This window comes from Streptomyces sp. NPDC058221, assembly GCF_042882365.1.
GTDB lineage: Bacteria > Actinomycetota > Actinomycetes > Streptomycetales > Streptomycetaceae > Streptomyces.
Map to the genome: position 1 here is coordinate 1 of NZ_JBHVWF010000046.1, position 16,879 is coordinate 16,879.

At 72.1% G+C, this 16,879-nt stretch carries 13 protein-coding genes and 1 pseudogene; 6 read left to right on the forward strand and 8 right to left on the reverse strand.

From position 1 onward, the window contains the following. The 5 genes and pseudogenes from ACFVW8_RS16900 to ACFVW8_RS16920 form a co-directional block, all read left to right on the forward strand. A pseudogene (locus tag ACFVW8_RS16900) lies at positions 1-100 on the forward strand (IS481 family transposase); the annotation flags it as partial. A 176-nt stretch (positions 101-276) separates the two neighbouring features. After that, entirely contained in the window at positions 277-1,125 is an 849-nt protein-coding gene (locus tag ACFVW8_RS16905; RefSeq protein WP_389690573.1) for an NTP transferase domain-containing protein, read from the forward strand. A 431-nt stretch (positions 1,126-1,556) separates the two neighbouring features. Then, on the forward strand, positions 1,557-3,161 hold the full coding sequence (locus ACFVW8_RS16910; RefSeq protein WP_389690661.1) for a molybdopterin-binding protein: 1,605 nt from the start codon (positions 1,557-1,559) through the stop codon (positions 3,159-3,161). 20 nt (positions 3,162-3,181) lie between these two features. After that, the gene (locus tag ACFVW8_RS16915; protein WP_389690663.1) at positions 3,182-4,255 is read left to right on the forward strand and encodes a potassium channel family protein; all 1,074 of its coding nucleotides are present in this window, start codon (positions 3,182-3,184) and stop codon (positions 4,253-4,255) included. A gap of 139 nt (positions 4,256-4,394) precedes the next feature. Beyond that, positions 4,395-5,384 (forward strand): NAD(P)H-quinone oxidoreductase, encoded by a 990-nt coding sequence (locus ACFVW8_RS16920; protein ID WP_389690575.1) that lies wholly within the window; start codon positions 4,395-4,397, stop codon positions 5,382-5,384. Positions 5,385-5,573: 189 nt separating this feature from the next. Here the strand turns inward: ACFVW8_RS16920 and ACFVW8_RS16925 are convergent, their stop codons facing one another. From ACFVW8_RS16925 to ACFVW8_RS16950, 6 genes are all read right to left on the reverse strand, one after another. Next, the gene (locus ACFVW8_RS16925) at positions 5,574-6,128 is read right to left on the reverse strand and encodes a bacterial proteasome activator family protein (protein WP_389690577.1); all 555 of its coding nucleotides are present in this window, start codon (positions 6,126-6,128) and stop codon (positions 5,574-5,576) included. A gap of 132 nt (positions 6,129-6,260) precedes the next feature. Next, the gene (locus ACFVW8_RS16930; protein WP_389690579.1) at positions 6,261-9,107 is read right to left on the reverse strand and encodes an FtsX-like permease family protein; all 2,847 of its coding nucleotides are present in this window, start codon (positions 9,105-9,107) and stop codon (positions 6,261-6,263) included. Then, complete coding sequence (locus ACFVW8_RS16935) at positions 9,104-9,871, reverse strand: ABC transporter ATP-binding protein (RefSeq protein WP_389690581.1); 768 nt, start codon at positions 9,869-9,871, stop codon at positions 9,104-9,106. Before ACFVW8_RS16935 ends, ACFVW8_RS16930 begins: the two co-directional genes overlap by 4 nt. 137 nt (positions 9,872-10,008) lie before the next feature. Further along, the gene (locus tag ACFVW8_RS16940) at positions 10,009-10,620 is read right to left on the reverse strand and encodes a PadR family transcriptional regulator (protein WP_389690583.1); all 612 of its coding nucleotides are present in this window, start codon (positions 10,618-10,620) and stop codon (positions 10,009-10,011) included. Between the two features lie 83 nt (positions 10,621-10,703). Beyond that, positions 10,704-11,018 carry a hypothetical protein gene (locus tag ACFVW8_RS16945; protein WP_389690585.1) on the reverse strand — a complete coding sequence of 105 codons (315 nt, stop codon included), beginning with the start codon at positions 11,016-11,018 and terminating at the stop codon, positions 10,704-10,706. A 671-nt stretch (positions 11,019-11,689) separates the two neighbouring features. Next, positions 11,690-13,333, reverse strand: coding sequence for a protein kinase (locus ACFVW8_RS16950; RefSeq protein WP_389690587.1), 1,644 nt, complete (start codon positions 13,331-13,333; stop codon positions 11,690-11,692). Between the two features lie 320 nt (positions 13,334-13,653). Here ACFVW8_RS16950 and ACFVW8_RS16955 point away from each other — a divergent pair, with 320 nt between their 5' ends. Then, positions 13,654-15,297, forward strand: a complete 1,644-nt coding sequence (locus ACFVW8_RS16955; protein WP_389690589.1) for a protein kinase — start codon at positions 13,654-13,656, stop codon at positions 15,295-15,297. A 48-nt stretch (positions 15,298-15,345) separates the two neighbouring features. Here ACFVW8_RS16955 and ACFVW8_RS16960 read toward each other — a convergent pair whose 3' ends face one another. Together ACFVW8_RS16960 and ACFVW8_RS16965 are read right to left on the reverse strand one after the other, a co-directional pair. Beyond that, the gene (locus tag ACFVW8_RS16960; RefSeq protein WP_389690591.1) at positions 15,346-16,335 is read right to left on the reverse strand and encodes a phosphotransferase enzyme family protein; all 990 of its coding nucleotides are present in this window, start codon (positions 16,333-16,335) and stop codon (positions 15,346-15,348) included. 58 nt (positions 16,336-16,393) lie between these two features. Next, positions 16,394-16,831, reverse strand: coding sequence for a pyridoxamine 5'-phosphate oxidase family protein (locus ACFVW8_RS16965; protein ID WP_389690593.1), 438 nt, complete (start codon positions 16,829-16,831; stop codon positions 16,394-16,396). Positions 16,832-16,879 lie beyond the last annotated feature (48 nt).

Sequence of the window (16,879 nt, forward strand, 5' to 3'; positions counted from 1 at the left end):
CGACTTCCTCCACAGCTACAACTACCATCGCTGCCACACCGCACTCGGAGGCCAGCCCCCGATCAACCGAGTCAACAACGCTGCGGGTCAATACATCTAGCCGCCGCCTCGGGGCGGCCCGTCACCTCAGGGCGGCCCGCCGCCTCAGGTCAGTCGCCGCCCCGGGGATGTGCCGCTTCACTCCGCTCCCATGCTTCTCCCGGTTCGTTCTGCGTTGATCCACGGGATTGCGGACGGGGAGGATCCACCTGGCCCGGCGGCACGCATACTCGGGGCATGACCGCGTATGACGCCATCGTTCTCGCCGGCGGTGCCGCGAAGCGGCTCGGCGGTGCCGACAAGCCCGGGTTGCAGGTCGGTGGCCGTGCGCTGCTCGACCGGGTGCTCGCGGCGTGCTCCGACGCGGGGACCACGGTGGTGGTCGGGGGCAGACGGCCCACCGTGCGCGCTGTGACCTGGGCGCGCGAGGAGCCGCAGGGCGGCGGCCCGTTGGCCGCGCTCGGCGCGGGGGTCCGGCACACGGCCGCGGAGCGCCTTCTGGTGCTCTCCGCCGATCTGCCGTTCCTCGGAGCGGACACGGTCGGATCGCTGCTGGCGGCTGCCGGGCGGGGGGACCTGGAGGGCGCAGTCTGCACCGATCAGGCCGGCCGTGACCAGCCGTTGGTGGCCGTCTACCGGGCGGAGCCGCTACGCAGGGAGCTGGCACTGCTCGCCGCGGAGCACGGCGGTCTTGCCGGACTGCCCCTGCGGTTGCTGACGCATGAACTGCGGCTTTCCCGGGTGGCGGCGGACCCGCTCGCCTCGTTCGACTGCGACACCTGGGAGGACATCGCTTCGGCCCGGGCCCGGATCAGAGAACATGGGACCGTGCTGGACGAATGGATCACCGCAGTCAAGAACGAACTGGGCATCGAACTCGACGTCGACACCGCCGTCCTGCTCGACCTCGCCCGTGATGCCGCCCACGGTGTCGCCAGACCCGCCGCGCCCCTGACGACCTTCCTGGTCGGCTACGCGGCGGCGAAGGCGAGCGGTGACGGGGGCGGACCCGAGGCAGTGGCCGAGGCGGCCCGCAAGGCCGCCGCGCTCGCGCTCCGGTGGGCGGACGAGACCGGGACGCCATGACGGGCCGCAGCGGCAGTACCGGTCGGCCCCAGGCGCCTGCCCAGGCTGCCCCACCGCCCGCCCGGGCCGCATCGGCCCCTGACCTGCCCGCCGGGGACGGCCGGGGTACAGGGGACTACGGCGGCCGGGGCACGGGAGACGAACGCGGGTCTGCCGATCGGAAGAACCCGGCCGACGCGGCGAACCGGGCTGCCGACGGGAAGGCCCGGGCCCACGCCGACGGGGGGACCGCCGCCGATGCCGCCGCTGCGGACCCGGATGCGACTCGCGCCGCCCGGGAGGCCCGCGCCGTTGCGGCGGCGAGCCGTGCGGCCGAGGCCGAGGCGGACGAGGAGCGAGCCGTTGCGCAGGCCCTCGCGCTGGTCGGCCGGCAGCCGTACCGAGATCCGGTGCCTGAGCCAGGCCCCGGGAACCCCGGCCGGTCACCGGACCTGACGCCGCAGCCGCAGCCGTCCGGCCTGCCGTCGTCGGGTCTGTCCCCGTCGAACCCGCCGCCGGCGGATTCGTCCCCGGCTGACCCCGCCCACCGGGCTGCCCCCACCGTCCCCCAAGCTGACACAGCCCCCTCGGCCAGTGCCGACCGATCCGGCCGAACCGCCCCCTCGGCCAGTGCCGACCGATCCGGCCGAACCACCCCCTCCGGTCAGCCCGGCGCCAGTGAACGCGACACCGCCCCACCCGCGGACCGCCCCACCCGGCGCGATCAAGGCACCCCGGATGACCGTCCCACCCCCCACGACCGCCCCACCCCTCACGACCAGCGGCCCGCGCGTGCGACTCCGTGGGGTGAGGCCCGTGCTGTCGCGGCCCGGGCCGGTCGCGGGGTTCCTCTTCGCAGCGCGCCTCTCCCCCTCGATCACGCGCTCGGACATGTGCTCGCCGAGCCGCTTGCCGCGCTCACCGATCTCCCGTCCTTCGACACCTCCGCCATGGACGGCTGGGCCGTCGCGGGCCCGGGGCCGTGGAACATCCGGGAGAGCGAGGGCGTCCTCGCCGGCCACGCCACGCCCACCGCGCTCCCCGACGGCGACGCTGTACGCATCGCCACCGGCGCCCGTATCCCGGCGGACGCCACTGCCGTCATCCGCAGCGAGCACGCCCACGCCGACGAGGCCAAGGGCGTGCTGCACGCGCAGCGACAGGTGAGTCCGGGGCAGGACATCAGGCCGCGTGGACAGGAGTGCCGCTCGGGCGAACAACTCCTCCCCGTCGGAGCGCTGGTGACACCGGCCGTTCTCGGGCTGGCCGCCGCTGCCGGTTACGACGCGTTGCTCACCCGCCCCCGCCCCCGCGTCGAGGTGCTGGTCCTGGGCGACGAACTGCTCTCGGCAGGGCTGCCCCACGACGGGCTGATCCGTGACGCGCTCGGCCCGATGATCGGTCCCTGGCTGCGCGCGCTGGGCGCCGAGGCCTCCGCGCCCCGGCGCCTCGGTGACGACGCGGAGGCTCTCCGGGAAGCGCTCGTCGCCTCCGATGCCGATCTCGTCATCACCACCGGCGGCACCGCAGCGGGGCCGGTGGATCACGTGCACCCCGTCCTCGCCGGAATCGGGGCCGAGCTGCTCGTCGACGGTGTCGCCGTGCGCCCCGGTCACCCCATGCTGCTGGCTCGGCTCGGTGCCGGAGGGCCGTATCTGGTGGGGCTGCCCGGCAACCCCCTGGCTGCGGTCTCCGGTCTGCTCACGCTTGCCGAGCCGCTGCTCAGCGGACTGGCAGGCCGAATGGCGGAGGAGCTCTACCGGGTCGCGATCCGTGATGATGTGCACGGCCATCCGCACGACACTCGGCTGGTCCCCGTGGTCCATCGCACCGCGGCCCCCCGCGAGTTCACCGGACGAGGCGGGATCGGAACCGACGGCGGGACCGATCACGTCGTACCGCTGCACTACAACGGTCCCGCCATGCTGCGTGGGATCGCCGCCGCAGACGGGCTGGCCGTCGTGGCGCCGGGCGGGGTACGGTCCGGCACCGAGGTGGAGATCCTCGATCTACCGTGGGCCCCGGCGACGCCGGGGGCTGAAGGGTGTTTCACGTGAAACTTCCCGGCCATGACGCGATGGCCAGGCGCGCTGACGAGCAGGTCGTACCCACCCGGGTGATGCTCCCGCGCCGGGTCGTCGCCGGACCGGCGCGCCAGGTCGCCAAGCGGCTGATGATGGCTCTGATGGTGCTTGCCGTCACGGTGCTGATCGTCTGGGTCGACCGTGGCGGCTACCACGACGCGGCCGACGGCAAGGTCGACTTCCTGGATGCGGTGTACTACGCGACGGTCACCCTCTCGACCACCGGGTACGGCGACGTCACCCCCTACGGCGACGCAGCCCGGCTCGCCAATGTGGTGCTCGTGACACCGCTGCGGGTGCTCTTCCTCATCATCCTGGTCGGCACCACTCTTGAGGTCCTCACGGAACGGACCCGCGAGGACTTCCGGCTGAAGCGTTGGAGAACCAACTTGCGTGACCACACCATCGTCGTCGGCTTCGGCACGAAGGGCCGTTCGGCCATTCAGACCCTGTGTGCCACCGGCCTGAAGAAGGACCAGATCGTCATCGTCGACCCGGCGTCCAAGGTGATAGAGATCGCCAACGCCGAGGGGTTCACCGGGGTGCTCGGTGACGCGACGCGCAGCGATGTGCTGCTGCGGGCCGAGCTGCAGAGGGCGCGTCAGGTCATCATCGCCACTCAGCGCGACGACACGGCGGTCCTGGTCGCCCTCACCGCGCGCCAGCTCAACCGCGGCGCGAAGATCGTCGCCGCGGTACGCGAGGAGGAGAACGCCCCACTGCTCCGGCAGTCCGGTGCCGATGCCGTGATCACCAGTGCGAGTGCGGCAGGCCGGCTGCTCGGTCTCTCCGTGCTCAGCCCCAGTGCGGGCACGGTGATGGAGGATCTGATCCAGCAGGGCAGCGGGCTCGATCTGGTCGAACGGCCGGTGATAAAGGCCGAGGTGGGCAAGAACGTCCGGGAGACCGACGACCTCGTGGTCAGCGTTCTGCGCGGTCACCGGCTCCTCGGTTACGACGATCCGGCGGCCAGCCCCCTCCAGCTGACGGACCGGCTGATCACCATCGTGCGGGCCACGAACGAGCCGCCCACGAGCCATACCCCGCCGACAGCCCTGCGCCCCTGACCCGAGCGGCCGTCGGACCCTCGTCGGACCTCTGCCGGACCCCGTCGGACCCCCGTCGGACCTCTGCCGAACCCCCGCCGAACCCCACCGTTCCGTGCCGCACCGGTCCTGCGGCACGGCACGGAGTAGCCTCGCGGCCATGCATGCGATCACGATCCCCGAACCCGGTGGCCCCGAGGCGCTCGTGTGGGCCGAGGTGCCCGATCCCGTACCAGGCGAGGGCGAGGTCCTCGTCGATGTCGTCTCCAGCGCCGTCAACCGTGCGGATGTGCTCCAGCGGCAGGGCTTCTACAACCCGCCGCCCGGCGCCTCCCCCTACCCGGGCCTGGAGTGCGCGGGCCGGATCTCCGCGGTTGGGTCCGGTGTCACCGGCTGGTCGGTCGGCGACGAGGTGTGCGCGCTTCTGGCGGGCGGCGGTTACGCGGAGAAGGTCGCCGTGCCCGCCGGGCAGCTGCTTCCCGTGCCGGCCGGGCTGGACCTGGTCCTCGCCGCGGCGCTGCCCGAAGTGACCGCCACGGTCTGGTCGAACGTGTTCATGGTGGCCCATCTGCGCCCCACCGAGACGCTGCTGGTGCACGGCGGATCCAGTGGCATCGGCACGATGGCGATCCAGCTGGCCAAGGCGGTCGGCGCCCAGGTGGCGGTGACCGCGGGCGGACCGGGGAAGCTGGAGCGCTGTGCGGAGCTCGGCGCCGACGTCCTGATCGACTACCGGGAGCAGGACTTCGTCGAGGAGATCGACAAGGCGACGGACGGGGCGGGAGCCGACGTCATCCTCGACATCGTCGGTGCCAAGTACCTGGAGCGGAACGTGCAGGCGCTCGCCGTCAACGGCCGGCTCGCGATCATCGGTCTCCAGGGCGGCGCCAAGGGCGAACTCAACCTGGGCGCCCTGCTGAACAAGCGCGCCGCCGTCACGGCGACCTCGCTGCGCGGACGCCCGCTCGCCGAGAAGGCCGCGATCGTCGCGGCCGTGCGCGAGCACGTCTGGCCCCTCATCGCCGACGGCGTCGTGCGGCCGGTGGTGGACCGTGCGCTGCCGATGCAGGACGCGGCCGAGGCGCACCGGGTGATGGAGTCCAGCACACACATCGGCAAGGTGCTCCTGCGGTCGCCCGCAGCGGCCTGAGCCTGCTACGCCCGTCCGAACCACGACCGCCACCGCACGACACGGTCGCCACCGCACCACACGGTCCCCACCGCACGACACGGTTGCCACCGCACCACACCCGAAGGGCCCGGCACACGGAGATCGTGTGCCGGGCCCTTCGGGTTCGGGCGTTGGGTCGGTGTACGTGTACGGGGTGACAGGCCCGGGCTACAGGTACGGGCCGGAGCGGATCGCTCCGTGCGGGTCCGCGCCGCCGCCGCCTTCCTCCTCGTCGTGACCGCTGCCGGGCGGAAGGGCGCGGCGCATCTGCTCCAGCTGTGCCCGCGCCGCCATCTGCTGGGCGAACAGCGCGGTCTGGATGCCATGGAAGAGGCCTTCCAGCCAGCCCACCAACTGGGCCTGCGCGATCCTGAGTTCCGCCTCGGAGGGAATCGACTCCTCGGTGAACGGCAGCGAGAGCCGCTCCAGCTCCTCCACCAGCTCCGGCGCGAGACCGTCCTCCAGCTCCTTGACCGAGCTGGCGTGGATCTCCTTGAGGCGTACGCGGCTCGCCTCGTCGAGAGGAGCCGCCCTGACCTCCTCCAGGAGCTGCTTGATCATGCTGCCGATGCGCATGACCTTCGCCGGCTGTTCGACCATCTCCGTCACCGGGACCTCGCGCGACTCGTCGTCAGTGCCACCGCCGCCGATCGCCATGCCGTCCTGCCCCACTACGAGGACCTGGGGGTGCTCCTGCGACCGTTCATTCCTCGGCATCTCCATGCCGTCCATTGTCTCGCACACCTGCCGTACAACACGGTGGTGCCCCCGGGAACGGATGATCCACCGTTTCCGAGGGCACCGATTTCGTACCGAGGCCACCAGGTCAGCCCGTTGCCGGGGCCGCCCGTCCGGTCATCCGGCGCGCCGCGAGAGCGTCAGCCGGGAGCGGGTGAACACCGCCGCCAGCAGCCCGGCCAGCACCGGGACGACCACGGCCAGCATCCCGATGGTCGCCCAGGGCAGCACGATCGGGGTGTACGCCGACTCCATCGGGTCCAGCCGCATCTCCTGAAGGGCCTTGCGCAGGTCGATCAGGCGCAGCGCCACCGCGGGCACCAGTCCCGCCGCCGTGCCGAGCAGCACCCCGGTGAGCGCCACCACCACGCACTGGAACCCGGACAGGCTCCGGCGCACCCGTGGCGGCGCGCCCACCGCGCTGAGCGTCGTCAGATCGGCCTCCGCGTCGGCCTTGGCCAGCCCCGTCGTGATCGCGGCGGCGCCCAGTGTCACCACCCCGGCGAACAGTGTCAGCACCAGCAGCATGATGTCGTCGCGATCGGCGGAGCCGGCGCCGGTCTGCAGGTAGACGTTGCCGCCGGCCTGCTCGATCGCTGCGTCGGTCCGCTGCTCCTCGGCGTCGGTCGGCCGGTGCGGGACGGCGTACACGCTGCCGTACACCGCGGTGTGCAGGCCGATCCGCTTGGCGGTCCGCTCCGGCATGATCATGCGGATTCCGGGTGTCTCCGCGTACTTCGCGTCGGCGACGTACACCTTCATCCGGTCCGTGGTCGTCCTGGCCGCCCCCGGGTGCAGGGCGCGGTTCTTCTTGTCCTCGGGGTTGTAGCGGTGGACCGCCTTGACCGTGACCTGGCCGTCCTTGGCGTACGCCCGGTTGAGCAGCACCGGGATGCCCGCGTCCAGCGCCTTCGCGGCGGCCGGGTCGTCGAGCTTCACGTAGGTGCTCAGCAGAGCTGCGTCGCCCACGACGATGTTGCTCCCGCCGCTGCCGAACGTGTCTATCGTGTAGCGCTCGTCCATGCAGGCGGGGGAGTGCATCATGCTGCGGTGCTCATCGGCGCTCAGCCGCGCGGCCAGCTCCTTGGCGCCCTTGGTGTTGAGGGGGCAGGTGTGGTCCTTGCCGGTGGGCTTGACCAAAGCGATCGAGCCGCAGCTGTCGTCGTCCCCGTAGTAGACGTTGCAGTCGCTGCCCGCCCAGGCCCGGGAGATCCCGGCAGGCTGTCCGACGGGTTTCATGTTCCGCTCCACCGCCGACCGGGCCAGCGGGAGCTCGGCGACGCCCTTGCTCTCCATGGTGGAGAGCACGACGGCGTTCTCGCTGAGCATCGGCGTGTAGGCGTACTCCCCCTCGGCCGACTGGCTGGACATGTATGTGGCGATGGCGACCGATCCCGCGACGGCGGCCATGATCGCCGCGACCGCAGGGGCGGTCCTGCCGCGGTTGCGGGCCGCGTCGCGCAGCGCCATACGGGGCGAGAGCGGGAGCCTGCGGCCGAGCCGGCCGAGCATTCCGACGATCACCGGGATACAGCCGAGAAGGCCGAGCTCGGCGATCACGGAGCCGGCGGCGACCAGCGTGGAGTTGCCGGTGGTGCCGCCGAGTACGGCGATCCCGATGCCGAGGGCCAGGGCGCAGGCGCCCACGATCGGCAGGACCCGGGAGCTGCGGCGGACTCCGCGGCGGCCGGTGAGCGACTCCAGCACGGACTGGCGGCTCGCCACGATCGCCGGGGCGAGCGCAGCCAGCAGTCCGGTGATCAGGCCGATCACGGCGACGGCCAGCAGCTCCTTCGGGTGCAGCGACAGCGAGCCGAACCGGTGTCCGGCCTGTTCCTCGATGAGCGGCCGGAACACCATGGTCAGCACCAGCCCGGCCGCCACGCCCAGCACGGCTCCGGCGCCGCCGAGCACCAGCCCGCTGGAGAGCACCACGGCCCGTACATGGCGCCGGTCCCCGCCGCAGGTGCCGACGAGTCCGAGCTGACGGCGGGACCGGCGCGCACCTACCGCGAAGGCCGGCCCGGCGAGCAGCACGACCTCCAGGACCGCCATGGCGACGACCGTGATGAGGGCCGCGCTCAGCTCACCGGAGTCTCCGGACATGGGGCGGTTGTCGATGATGCGGTTGAGGGGGACCTCGGAGTCCGGCGGCGGGCCGGCGATGACCTGGCGGGAGACGACGAGGGCGCCCTTCTTGTTGGCCGCCAGCACGTCCGGCCAGCTGACGCCCTTTCCGTTGTTCGCCTTCACCAGCCAGGTCGTCTCGCCGGCGTTGGGCGGCAGCACCTTCTTGTCGTGGGCCGCGGTGGCCTTCCACGGGGCGATGACCGCGCCCGGGTCGGCGTAGAGCGCCTTGGCCTTCAGATCGTCCGGCTGTTCCACCGTCCCGGTGATGGTGTACTTCTGCTCCGGTCCGCGCACGGTGAGGCGGGAACCGATGTGCAGGCCGGCCGACTTCAGGAACGGCTCGGTGGCCACCATGTCGCCGGTGCCCTTCGGGAACGAGCCGTCGACGAGGTCGAGCTTGCCCCGCGCCATCTCGTCCGAGGTCCGGAACTCCAGGATGTCGGCGTCCGTGATGCCGTAGTCGGTGGTGACGCTCGCGGGCACGGACTGGATGCTGATGCCCCGCGCACCCTGCGGGAACGCGGTCCGCAGGTCGAGTGGCGGCACGTCCTCGGGCAGCGGGTCGTCCTTGACGGTGCCGTAGTTGTCCCCGTTGACCGACTGGGCCATCGGGCCCGCCCCGGGGTCGCTGAACAGCGCGTCGGCCGAGCCGATCTGGGCCGTCAGCTTCTCGGCAGCGGTGGGCTCCACACTGCGGAACGTGACATCGGCGGCCGTCACCCCGAGCACCGGCAGCGCGATCATCGCGACCACCAGGGCGCTGCGGCCCTTGGCCCGCATGGCATCGCGCCGGGCTATCCGCAGGGCGGCGCGCCAGCCCGTGAAGACGCTCATTCGGCGCCCCCGGCGGCCAGCAGCGAGTCGGCGCCGGCGGTCAGCGTCTGGTCGACGATTGAGCCGTCCCGCAGGAAGACGACCCGGTCCGCCCAGGCCGCGTAGCGCGGTTCGTGCGTCACCATCACACCGGCCGCACCCTGGTCGCAGCGGTTGCGCAGCAGTGCGAGGACGGTCTCACCGGTCTCGGAGTCGAGCGCCCCGGTCGGCTCGTCGGCGAGGACCAGGCGCCGGTCCCCCACCAGCGCGCGGGCAATCGCGACGCGCTGCTGCTGGCCGCCGGACATCTCGTCCGGGAAGCGGTCGGCGATCTCCGTCAGGCCCATCTCCTCCAGTGCGGCGCGGGCCTCCTTGCGCGCCTTGCGCACCGAGACCCCGTCGAGTTCGCGCGGCAGCGCGATGTTCTCGGCGGCGGTCAGGGCGGGGATCAGGTTGTAGTCCTGGAAGACGTAGCCGACGCTGCGGCGGCGCAGCGCGGCCACGCCCTTGCGGCCGAGCGTGGAGATGTCCTGGCCCTCGATGACGACCTGGCCCGAGGTCGCGGTGTCGAGTCCGCCGGCGATCGTCAGCAGGGTGGACTTGCCGGAGCCGGAAGGGCCCATCACGGCGACGAGTTCACCGGCGTGCACCGACAGGTTGATGCCGCGCAGGGCGTGCACCTCGGCGATGCCGGTGCCGTGGGTACGGGTCAGCGCGCGGAGTTCGAGCACGGGCGCATCCACCGACAGGGGTGGGGCGGCTGGGGACGGGACGTGCAGGGACATGACGGTTGTTCCCCCTTGGAACGGTTCTGTGGTCGGTGCCGGGGTGCCTGGTGGCGGCGGCCGGGTGCCGGGCGGGATACCGGCGACGTGCTCCGGGCCGGGCGGGGTTACGAGGGACGTGCTCCGGGCCGGGCGGGTTACGGGCGACGCGCGCCGGGCCGGGCGGTGCGGGCGGGGCCGCGCACCGTCGTGCTCGTCTCCGGCTCCTTCGCGGCGGCCTCGGCGAGACGGACCAGCCGGGCCTCGCAGTGATCCAGCCAGCGGGCCTCGGCCTCGGCCTGGAAGATCAGCTGTTCCAGTACGAGCAGCCAGGCGACCTCGTCCCGGTTGGCGGGCACGTCGGTGAGGGCCTGCGCCTTGAGGCGCGTGTAGTCCTGCATCGCCTTCACGGTGTGGTGGCGCTGGGACTGGATGACGGCCCGGATGTCCACGCCGGGAGCGCCGACGGCCATGGCGAGCTTGATGGCCAGCTCGTCGCGCGGCGGGCTGCTCCGGTCGACGGGGGTCTCGAACCAGTTGCGCAGCTCCGTGCGGCCGTCGTCGCTGATCGAGTACAGGGCGTGGCCCTGGTCGTCCTCGCCGTCCTGGGCGACCAGGCCGTCCCGCTCGAGTCTGCTCAGCGTCGTGTACACCTGCCCGACGTTGAGTGGCCAGGTGGAGCCGGTGCGCGACTCGAATTCGGTGCGGAGCTGGGAGCCGTACCGCGGCCCCCGCTCCAGCAGGGCCAGCAGCCCGTGACGGATCGACATACTGAGTATGTATACCCAGTATGTTGCCGGGCGCAAGTTCCGTGACCCCGGTGCGCAGGGGCCGGGCGGCCGAGGTGGGGTGGTCAGTCGGTGCGGCGCATGCGCAGCCCGAGGAAGCCGAGACCCAGTCCGACCAGGGCGACTCCCACCCCGAGCGACATCTGCCGGACCTGCGCCATGGTCCGTCCGTCGAGGGCCTGCGGCGAGAGCCGGCCGTTCTCGGGCGAGGCGCTCGCGTCAGGGGTGACGGCCGGAGCGACGGCGGGGTCCGTCGCGGCGGACTCCTCCTCGTCCGAGTCGGCGGCCTCGTCCTCCTGCGCGATCTCCTGGGGCGTCAGCTGCCGTCCGGGCCGCTGGTGCCCCTCCCCGGCGGGCAGCCCCGCCAACGGCGACTGCATGTCCTCCGGCCGCGGCGATCCGGCACTCGGCGAAGGCGCTGCGGAAGAGCCGGAGGCATCAGAGGCGTCGGAGGCATCAGAGGCACCAGAGACGTCGGAGGCGCCAGAGACGTCGGACGCATGGGACGTGTCGGACGGGGAGGCCGAGGGCGGGGACGTTGGCGGCGCGGGTGGCGCGGGCGGCGCGGGAACGGCCGAGGCGCCGGCGGATGCGCCGGGCCCGTGCGGGGCGGAAGGACCGGCCGACGGCGGGACCGTGGGAGTGGCGGACGGTGCCCCTCCGGAAGGGGGAGCGGAAGTGGAGCCGGACGGGCCCGGCGCGGTGGCGGAGGGCTCCGCGCCGGCCGTCGCACGCGCCGCCACGATCACGCCGGCCGGTGCAGGTCCCCCGGCTGTCGCCTGCCGGACCGCGTCCGCGTGCGCCTCACCACCCGTCATGACCCCCAGTGCCGCGGCTGCCGTCACTGCCAGGCAGACCGCGCACCGTGAGGGCCGCGAAGGGAGATGTCCTGAAGCCATGTGGTCAGCGTCACATGTGATGGTATGTCCGGCATCTCAGGTGATGCGGACGGATGGCCCACCGTCAGGTGCCGCACCGCCGCGCCGACCGGCGGGGCGCCCGCTGACGGAACGTCCGCCGACAGCCCCCGAACCGAAGGGGCCCGTTACCGCTAAGCCGGGTCGCCCGTCGCGATACGCAGCTCGAAGTGGGCACCCGTCTCCGGCACCGCGGTACCGGACGTCGGGAACTGGTCGACGACCTGGTCCTCCGCGTACGCGTTCCCCGGCACCTTGATCTGCTTGATCGTCCAGCCGGCCGCGTCCGCACAGGCCCGTGCGGAGAGGATGTCCTTGTAGAGGAAGCTCGGGGCGTCGACCTTGTTCGGGTCGTCGTCGTCCTCGCGCGCGTCCGTGCAGTCCTCGGTCTTCATCGTCCGGTTCCGCTCCGGGTCCTTGTGATCCACGGACGGGGACTCGCTCGACGAGGCGTTGGCGCCCCCGTCGTCGCGTCCATTGATCACCTGCACCGTGATCAGTCCGCCGATCGCGACGAGCGCCACCACGATCGAGCCCACGATCACCGGCATGTTCCGCTTGGAGCCGCCGCCGGACGAGTGGGACACCGGCTGCGGCGACATCGTGTACGGCGGCGGGGTCTGCTGCTGCATCGGCGACATCGACGCCGGGGTCTGATACGCCGGGGCCGACTGCGGATAGCCGTAGGACGGGGCGGGCGCCGGGGTCGGCGCGCCGTACGGGCCGGGCTGCTGCTGCGACTGGTACGGGCCGGGCTGGTACGGCGTCTGGACGCTCTGCGGCGCCGAAGTGGACTGGTCGACCGGCGGGAACACCGCCGAACCGACACCCGAGCCGCTGTTCGCGGGTGCGCCGGCGCCGCCGACGATCACCGGGGCGCCCGTCTGACCGCTCGCGCCCAGCACGCGGGTGATCTCGTCCTGCATCGCGGCGGCGCTCGGGAAGCGCTCGTTCGGGTTCTTCTTCAGCGCGCGGGCGACGAGCGCGTCCATCGCCGGGGTGAGCGAGCGGTTGATGGTGGAGGGCGCGACCGGCTCCTCCTGCACATGCGCGTACGCGATGGCCAGCGGCGAGTCCGCGTCGAACGGGATGCGGCCGGTGAGCAGCTGGAACAGCATGATGCCGACCGAGTACAGGTCGGAGCGCGCGTCCACCCCGCGGCCCAGGGCCTGTTCGGGGGAGAGGTACTGCGGGGTGCCGACGACCATGCCGGTCTGCGTCATCGACGTGACACCCGACTGCATGGCACGGGCGATGCCGAAGTCCATGACCTTCACGATGCCGCGCTTGGTCACCATCACGTTGCCGGGCTTGATGTCACGGTGGACCAGGCCCATCTCGTGGCTGGTGTCCAGGGCGGCCAGCACATCGGCCGTCACCTTGAGCGCCTTGTCGGCGGGCATCGCACCGTGGTTGGTGATGTCCGCCTGGAGCACGGAGCCCAGCGGCTGTCCCTCGACGTACTCCATGACGATGTACGGCATCAGCGCGCCGCCGAGCTCGTCCTCGCCGGTGTCGAAGACGGAGACGATGTTGGTGTGCTGCAGCTTGGCGACCGCCTGCGCCTCGCGCCGGAAGCGCTCGCGGAAGGACTGCTCGCGCCCGAGCTCCGTGTGCAGCGTCTTGATGGCGACCTGCCGGTCGAGCGCGGAGTCGTACGCCAGATATACGGACGCCATCCCGCCTTCGCCGAGCAGGTCACGCAGCTGGTAGCGGCCGCCGGCGACCGAACCGCCCGCGTAGCGACCCTGGGCCCCTTGTGCGCCGTCCTGGCTCATGACTTGCTTCCCCCTCGGGCCGCGCTGCTCACGCGAAGATCCGTATTACGCGCCAAGTCTGCCCGAGGGGTACGACACGTCAAGCCGGGTGCCCGTTCCGTGACCCTACGCACAAGAAGCGTCTCGGAAGCGTTACAGGAACAGCATGTAATTTGCGCGGGCGGTGCGCATGCCGGTTGGATGGCCGGTCCCTCTCGAAAACGGTGTGTCCGACGAAGGCTGTAGCGTGACGTGGCAATGCAGCGGGGGTCTTCCGAACGAGAGGCCCCGGACACCGTGAGAACCCGCGGACGCGCGGACAGATACGACGGCGAGGACTGATGGCACCCGAACCCGAAGCAAACGGCGGCGGAGTTCCGGATGGCACCGACTCCTGGGGCATCGGCGGTGTTGTCGGCGACGGACGGTACCGGCTGACCCACAGGCTCGGCCGGGGCGGAATGGCCGAGGTCTTCGCGGCCGAGGACGTCCGGCTCGGGCGGACGGTCGCGGTGAAGCTGCTGCGCTCCGATCTCGCCGAGGACCCGGTCTCCAAGGCCCGGTTCACGCGGGAGGCCCAGTCGGTCGCCGGGCTCAACCACCATGCGGTCGTGGCGGTGTACGACTCCGGCGAGGACACCGTCGCCGGCCAGACCGTCCCCTACATCGTGATGGAGCTGGTCGAGGGCCGCACCATCCGTGACCTGCTGCTCAACGCCGAGGCTCCGCCTCCGGAGCAGGCGCTGATCATCGTCTCCGGGGTGCTGGAGGCGCTCGCCTACTCGCACCAGCACGGGATCGTGCACCGGGACATCAAGCCGGCGAACGTGATCATCACGCACTCCGGTGCGGTCAAGGTGATGGACTTCGGCATCGCCCGCGCACTGCACGGCGCGCAGTCGACGATGACCCAGACCGGCATGGTCATGGGGACGCCGCAGTACCTCTCCCCCGAGCAGGCGCTGGGCAAGGCCGTCGACCACCGCTCCGACCTGTACGCCACCGGCTGTCTGCTGTACGAACTCCTCGCGCTGCGGCCCCCGTTCACGGGTGAGACGCCGCTCTCCGTCGTATATCAGCACGTTCAGGACATTCCGGTCCCGCCGTCCGAGGTGTCGGACGTGGTGCCCGCGGAGCTCGACGGCCTTGTCATGCGCTCGCTCGCGAAGGACCCGGACGACCGGTTCCAGAGCGCCGAGGAGATGCGCGGGCTCGTCCAGTACAGCCTGCAGATGCTCCAGGTGCAGGGCGGTCACACCGGTACGTGGAACACCGGCCCGGTCATGCTGCACGAGGGTGGTGCCACCCCGCCGCAAGGTGTGACCGGCGCCAACCGTACGACGGGATACCCGCAGTACGGCGACACCTCGCAGGGCCCGATCCTGCCGCCGATGAACCCGGACGACGGCGGTTACGACGGCGGCGGCAGCAGTCGACGGGGCGGCGGCGGTGGCCGCGGCAAGCTGTGGCTGTTCGTCGTGCTGGCGCTGATCGCGATCGGCGCGGGCGTGGCCATCGCGCTCAACGCGGCGAAGGGCGACGGCGACAAGCACGAGAAGACGCCGACGTCGACGTCCAGCTCTCCCTCCCCGACGAAGAGTTCCCCCTCGCCGACCGAGACGGAGACCGAGGACACCGAGCAGCCGGGCAATTCGACCGGCGATCAGCAGGAGACCCCGAACCAGCCCTCGTACACCCCGTCCCCCACCCCGACCGAATCCGACGAGCGCCCCTCGCCCACCCAGTCCGAGACGGATCCCGGCACCTCGACGGACGGCGGCACGGGCAGCGACGCGGGCGGCGGTGCGGCGGACGGCGGCGCGGGCGGTGACGACACCGGCGGCACTCCGCCCGACGGCGGGACCGGCGACGCCACGGGCGGCACGCCGCCGACCGGCGGAGCGGACGGCGGCAACCCGGGCGGCGCCGCCCAGGGCGCCAGCACCGGAACCACCGCCGGCACGGCGGCGGGCCCCACCACGTAGGGCCTGCCCGGCGGATCAGGGCCGGACAGCCCCGGTCCGCCCGCACCCTCACCCCGTGAAGGCCTCGCACACCGCCTCGTACTCACGGGTCCACCAGACCGCCAGGGCCGACACCGCAGGGAACTGCGGGTCGGCCCTTCGGTCGTTCAGGCAGTAGCGCCAGCGGAGTATCCAGAAGTCGTTGAGCCGCTCCCACCACACCCGGTGCACCGCGGCGGCCAGTTCGGCGGCCCCGGCCCCCGCCGCCGCCCGGTACGCCCGCGCGTAGGCCCGCACCTTCGCCAGGTCCAGCTCACCGGCCGGCCGGACGAAGAAGATCGCCGCCGCCCGTACGGCCTCCTCCGCCCTGGGCTGCACGCCCAGCCGGTCCCAGTCGAGGATCGCCACCGGGTCGGCGCCCCGGTAGAGCACGTTCAGCGGGTGGAAGTCACCGTGCACCCAGCCGGTCGCGGGGACCCCGGGCGGCGGCGGGCGGTTGTCCGCGTGCCGGTCCAGCAGGGTGCGCCGTTCCAGGAGCCGGTGCTCGGCCAGCTCGTCGAAGGAGTCCCGGGTCCGCCGGCCGCGCGCCGCGGCGAGCAGCTCGTCGATCAGCGCGAAGGTGTCGGCGGGATCCGGACTCGCGTATCCGGGACCGGCCGGGGCCCCGGGGCCCGACTCCATCACCTGTTCGAGGCCGGTGTGTACGGCTCCGAGGAGCGTCCCGAGCCGGACCGACTGGTCGACGGTGAGTTCGGCGCCGGCCCGGTGCAGCCCGTCGACCCAGGGGTGCAGGGCGTAACAGCGGCCGCCGATCTCGGTGACGGTGCCACCCTCGGTGTCCTCGACGGGCGGAGCGACGGGCACACCGAGTGACTGGAGCCGCTGGGTGGCCCGGTGCTGGCGGACGATCGTGGCGCGGTCGCCCGTGGAGTCGTCCAGATGGTGCTTGAGGAAGTAGGAACCGCGGGTGGTGGAGACCCGGTAACCGTGGTTGAGCAGGCCCTGGTCCAGCGGCTTGCAGGTGAGCGGCTCACCCGCGTCCGGGTAGCGCCGAAGCACCTCGCCGACCGGAGGAACAGGCGGAAGGGTTACAGATGAGCGCGGCACTCACCAGATGTTAGATCACGCTGTGTTGCGGGCCGTACGAGTTTGCGTGGAAGCCCAGAGTGTGCACGCTGACGAAATGCGGGTCGAGCCGGAGGTAGGCCGGAGTGAAGGGCTCCCCGTTCACCTCGACGGGCAGCGGGCCGAAGAGCTCGCGCTGGGCGCAGGTCGGTTCGACGGTCTCCGCGGGCCCGGTGAACTGCACGGACCACAGGTCGCGCCCGCCCGCCGACGCGGCCGCGTTGAAGTTGTCCGCCCCGTAGGCCACGACCGTGCCGTTGCAGGCGTCGTGGTAGCCGAGGCCGCTGTGCATCCGCAGAACGACCCGGCCGTCGATCACGACGTGCCGGGCCACGGTCAGGAACGGAAGGGCTCGCATGCTCGTCGCCAGCCGGCCGTACGGGACCCGGCCGAGCAGGTCGATTGCGCGGAGTTCTTCCTCGGTGGACATGAGCTCCACTGTCCGTCACCACGGAGGACGGAAGAAGAGGCCGCCGCC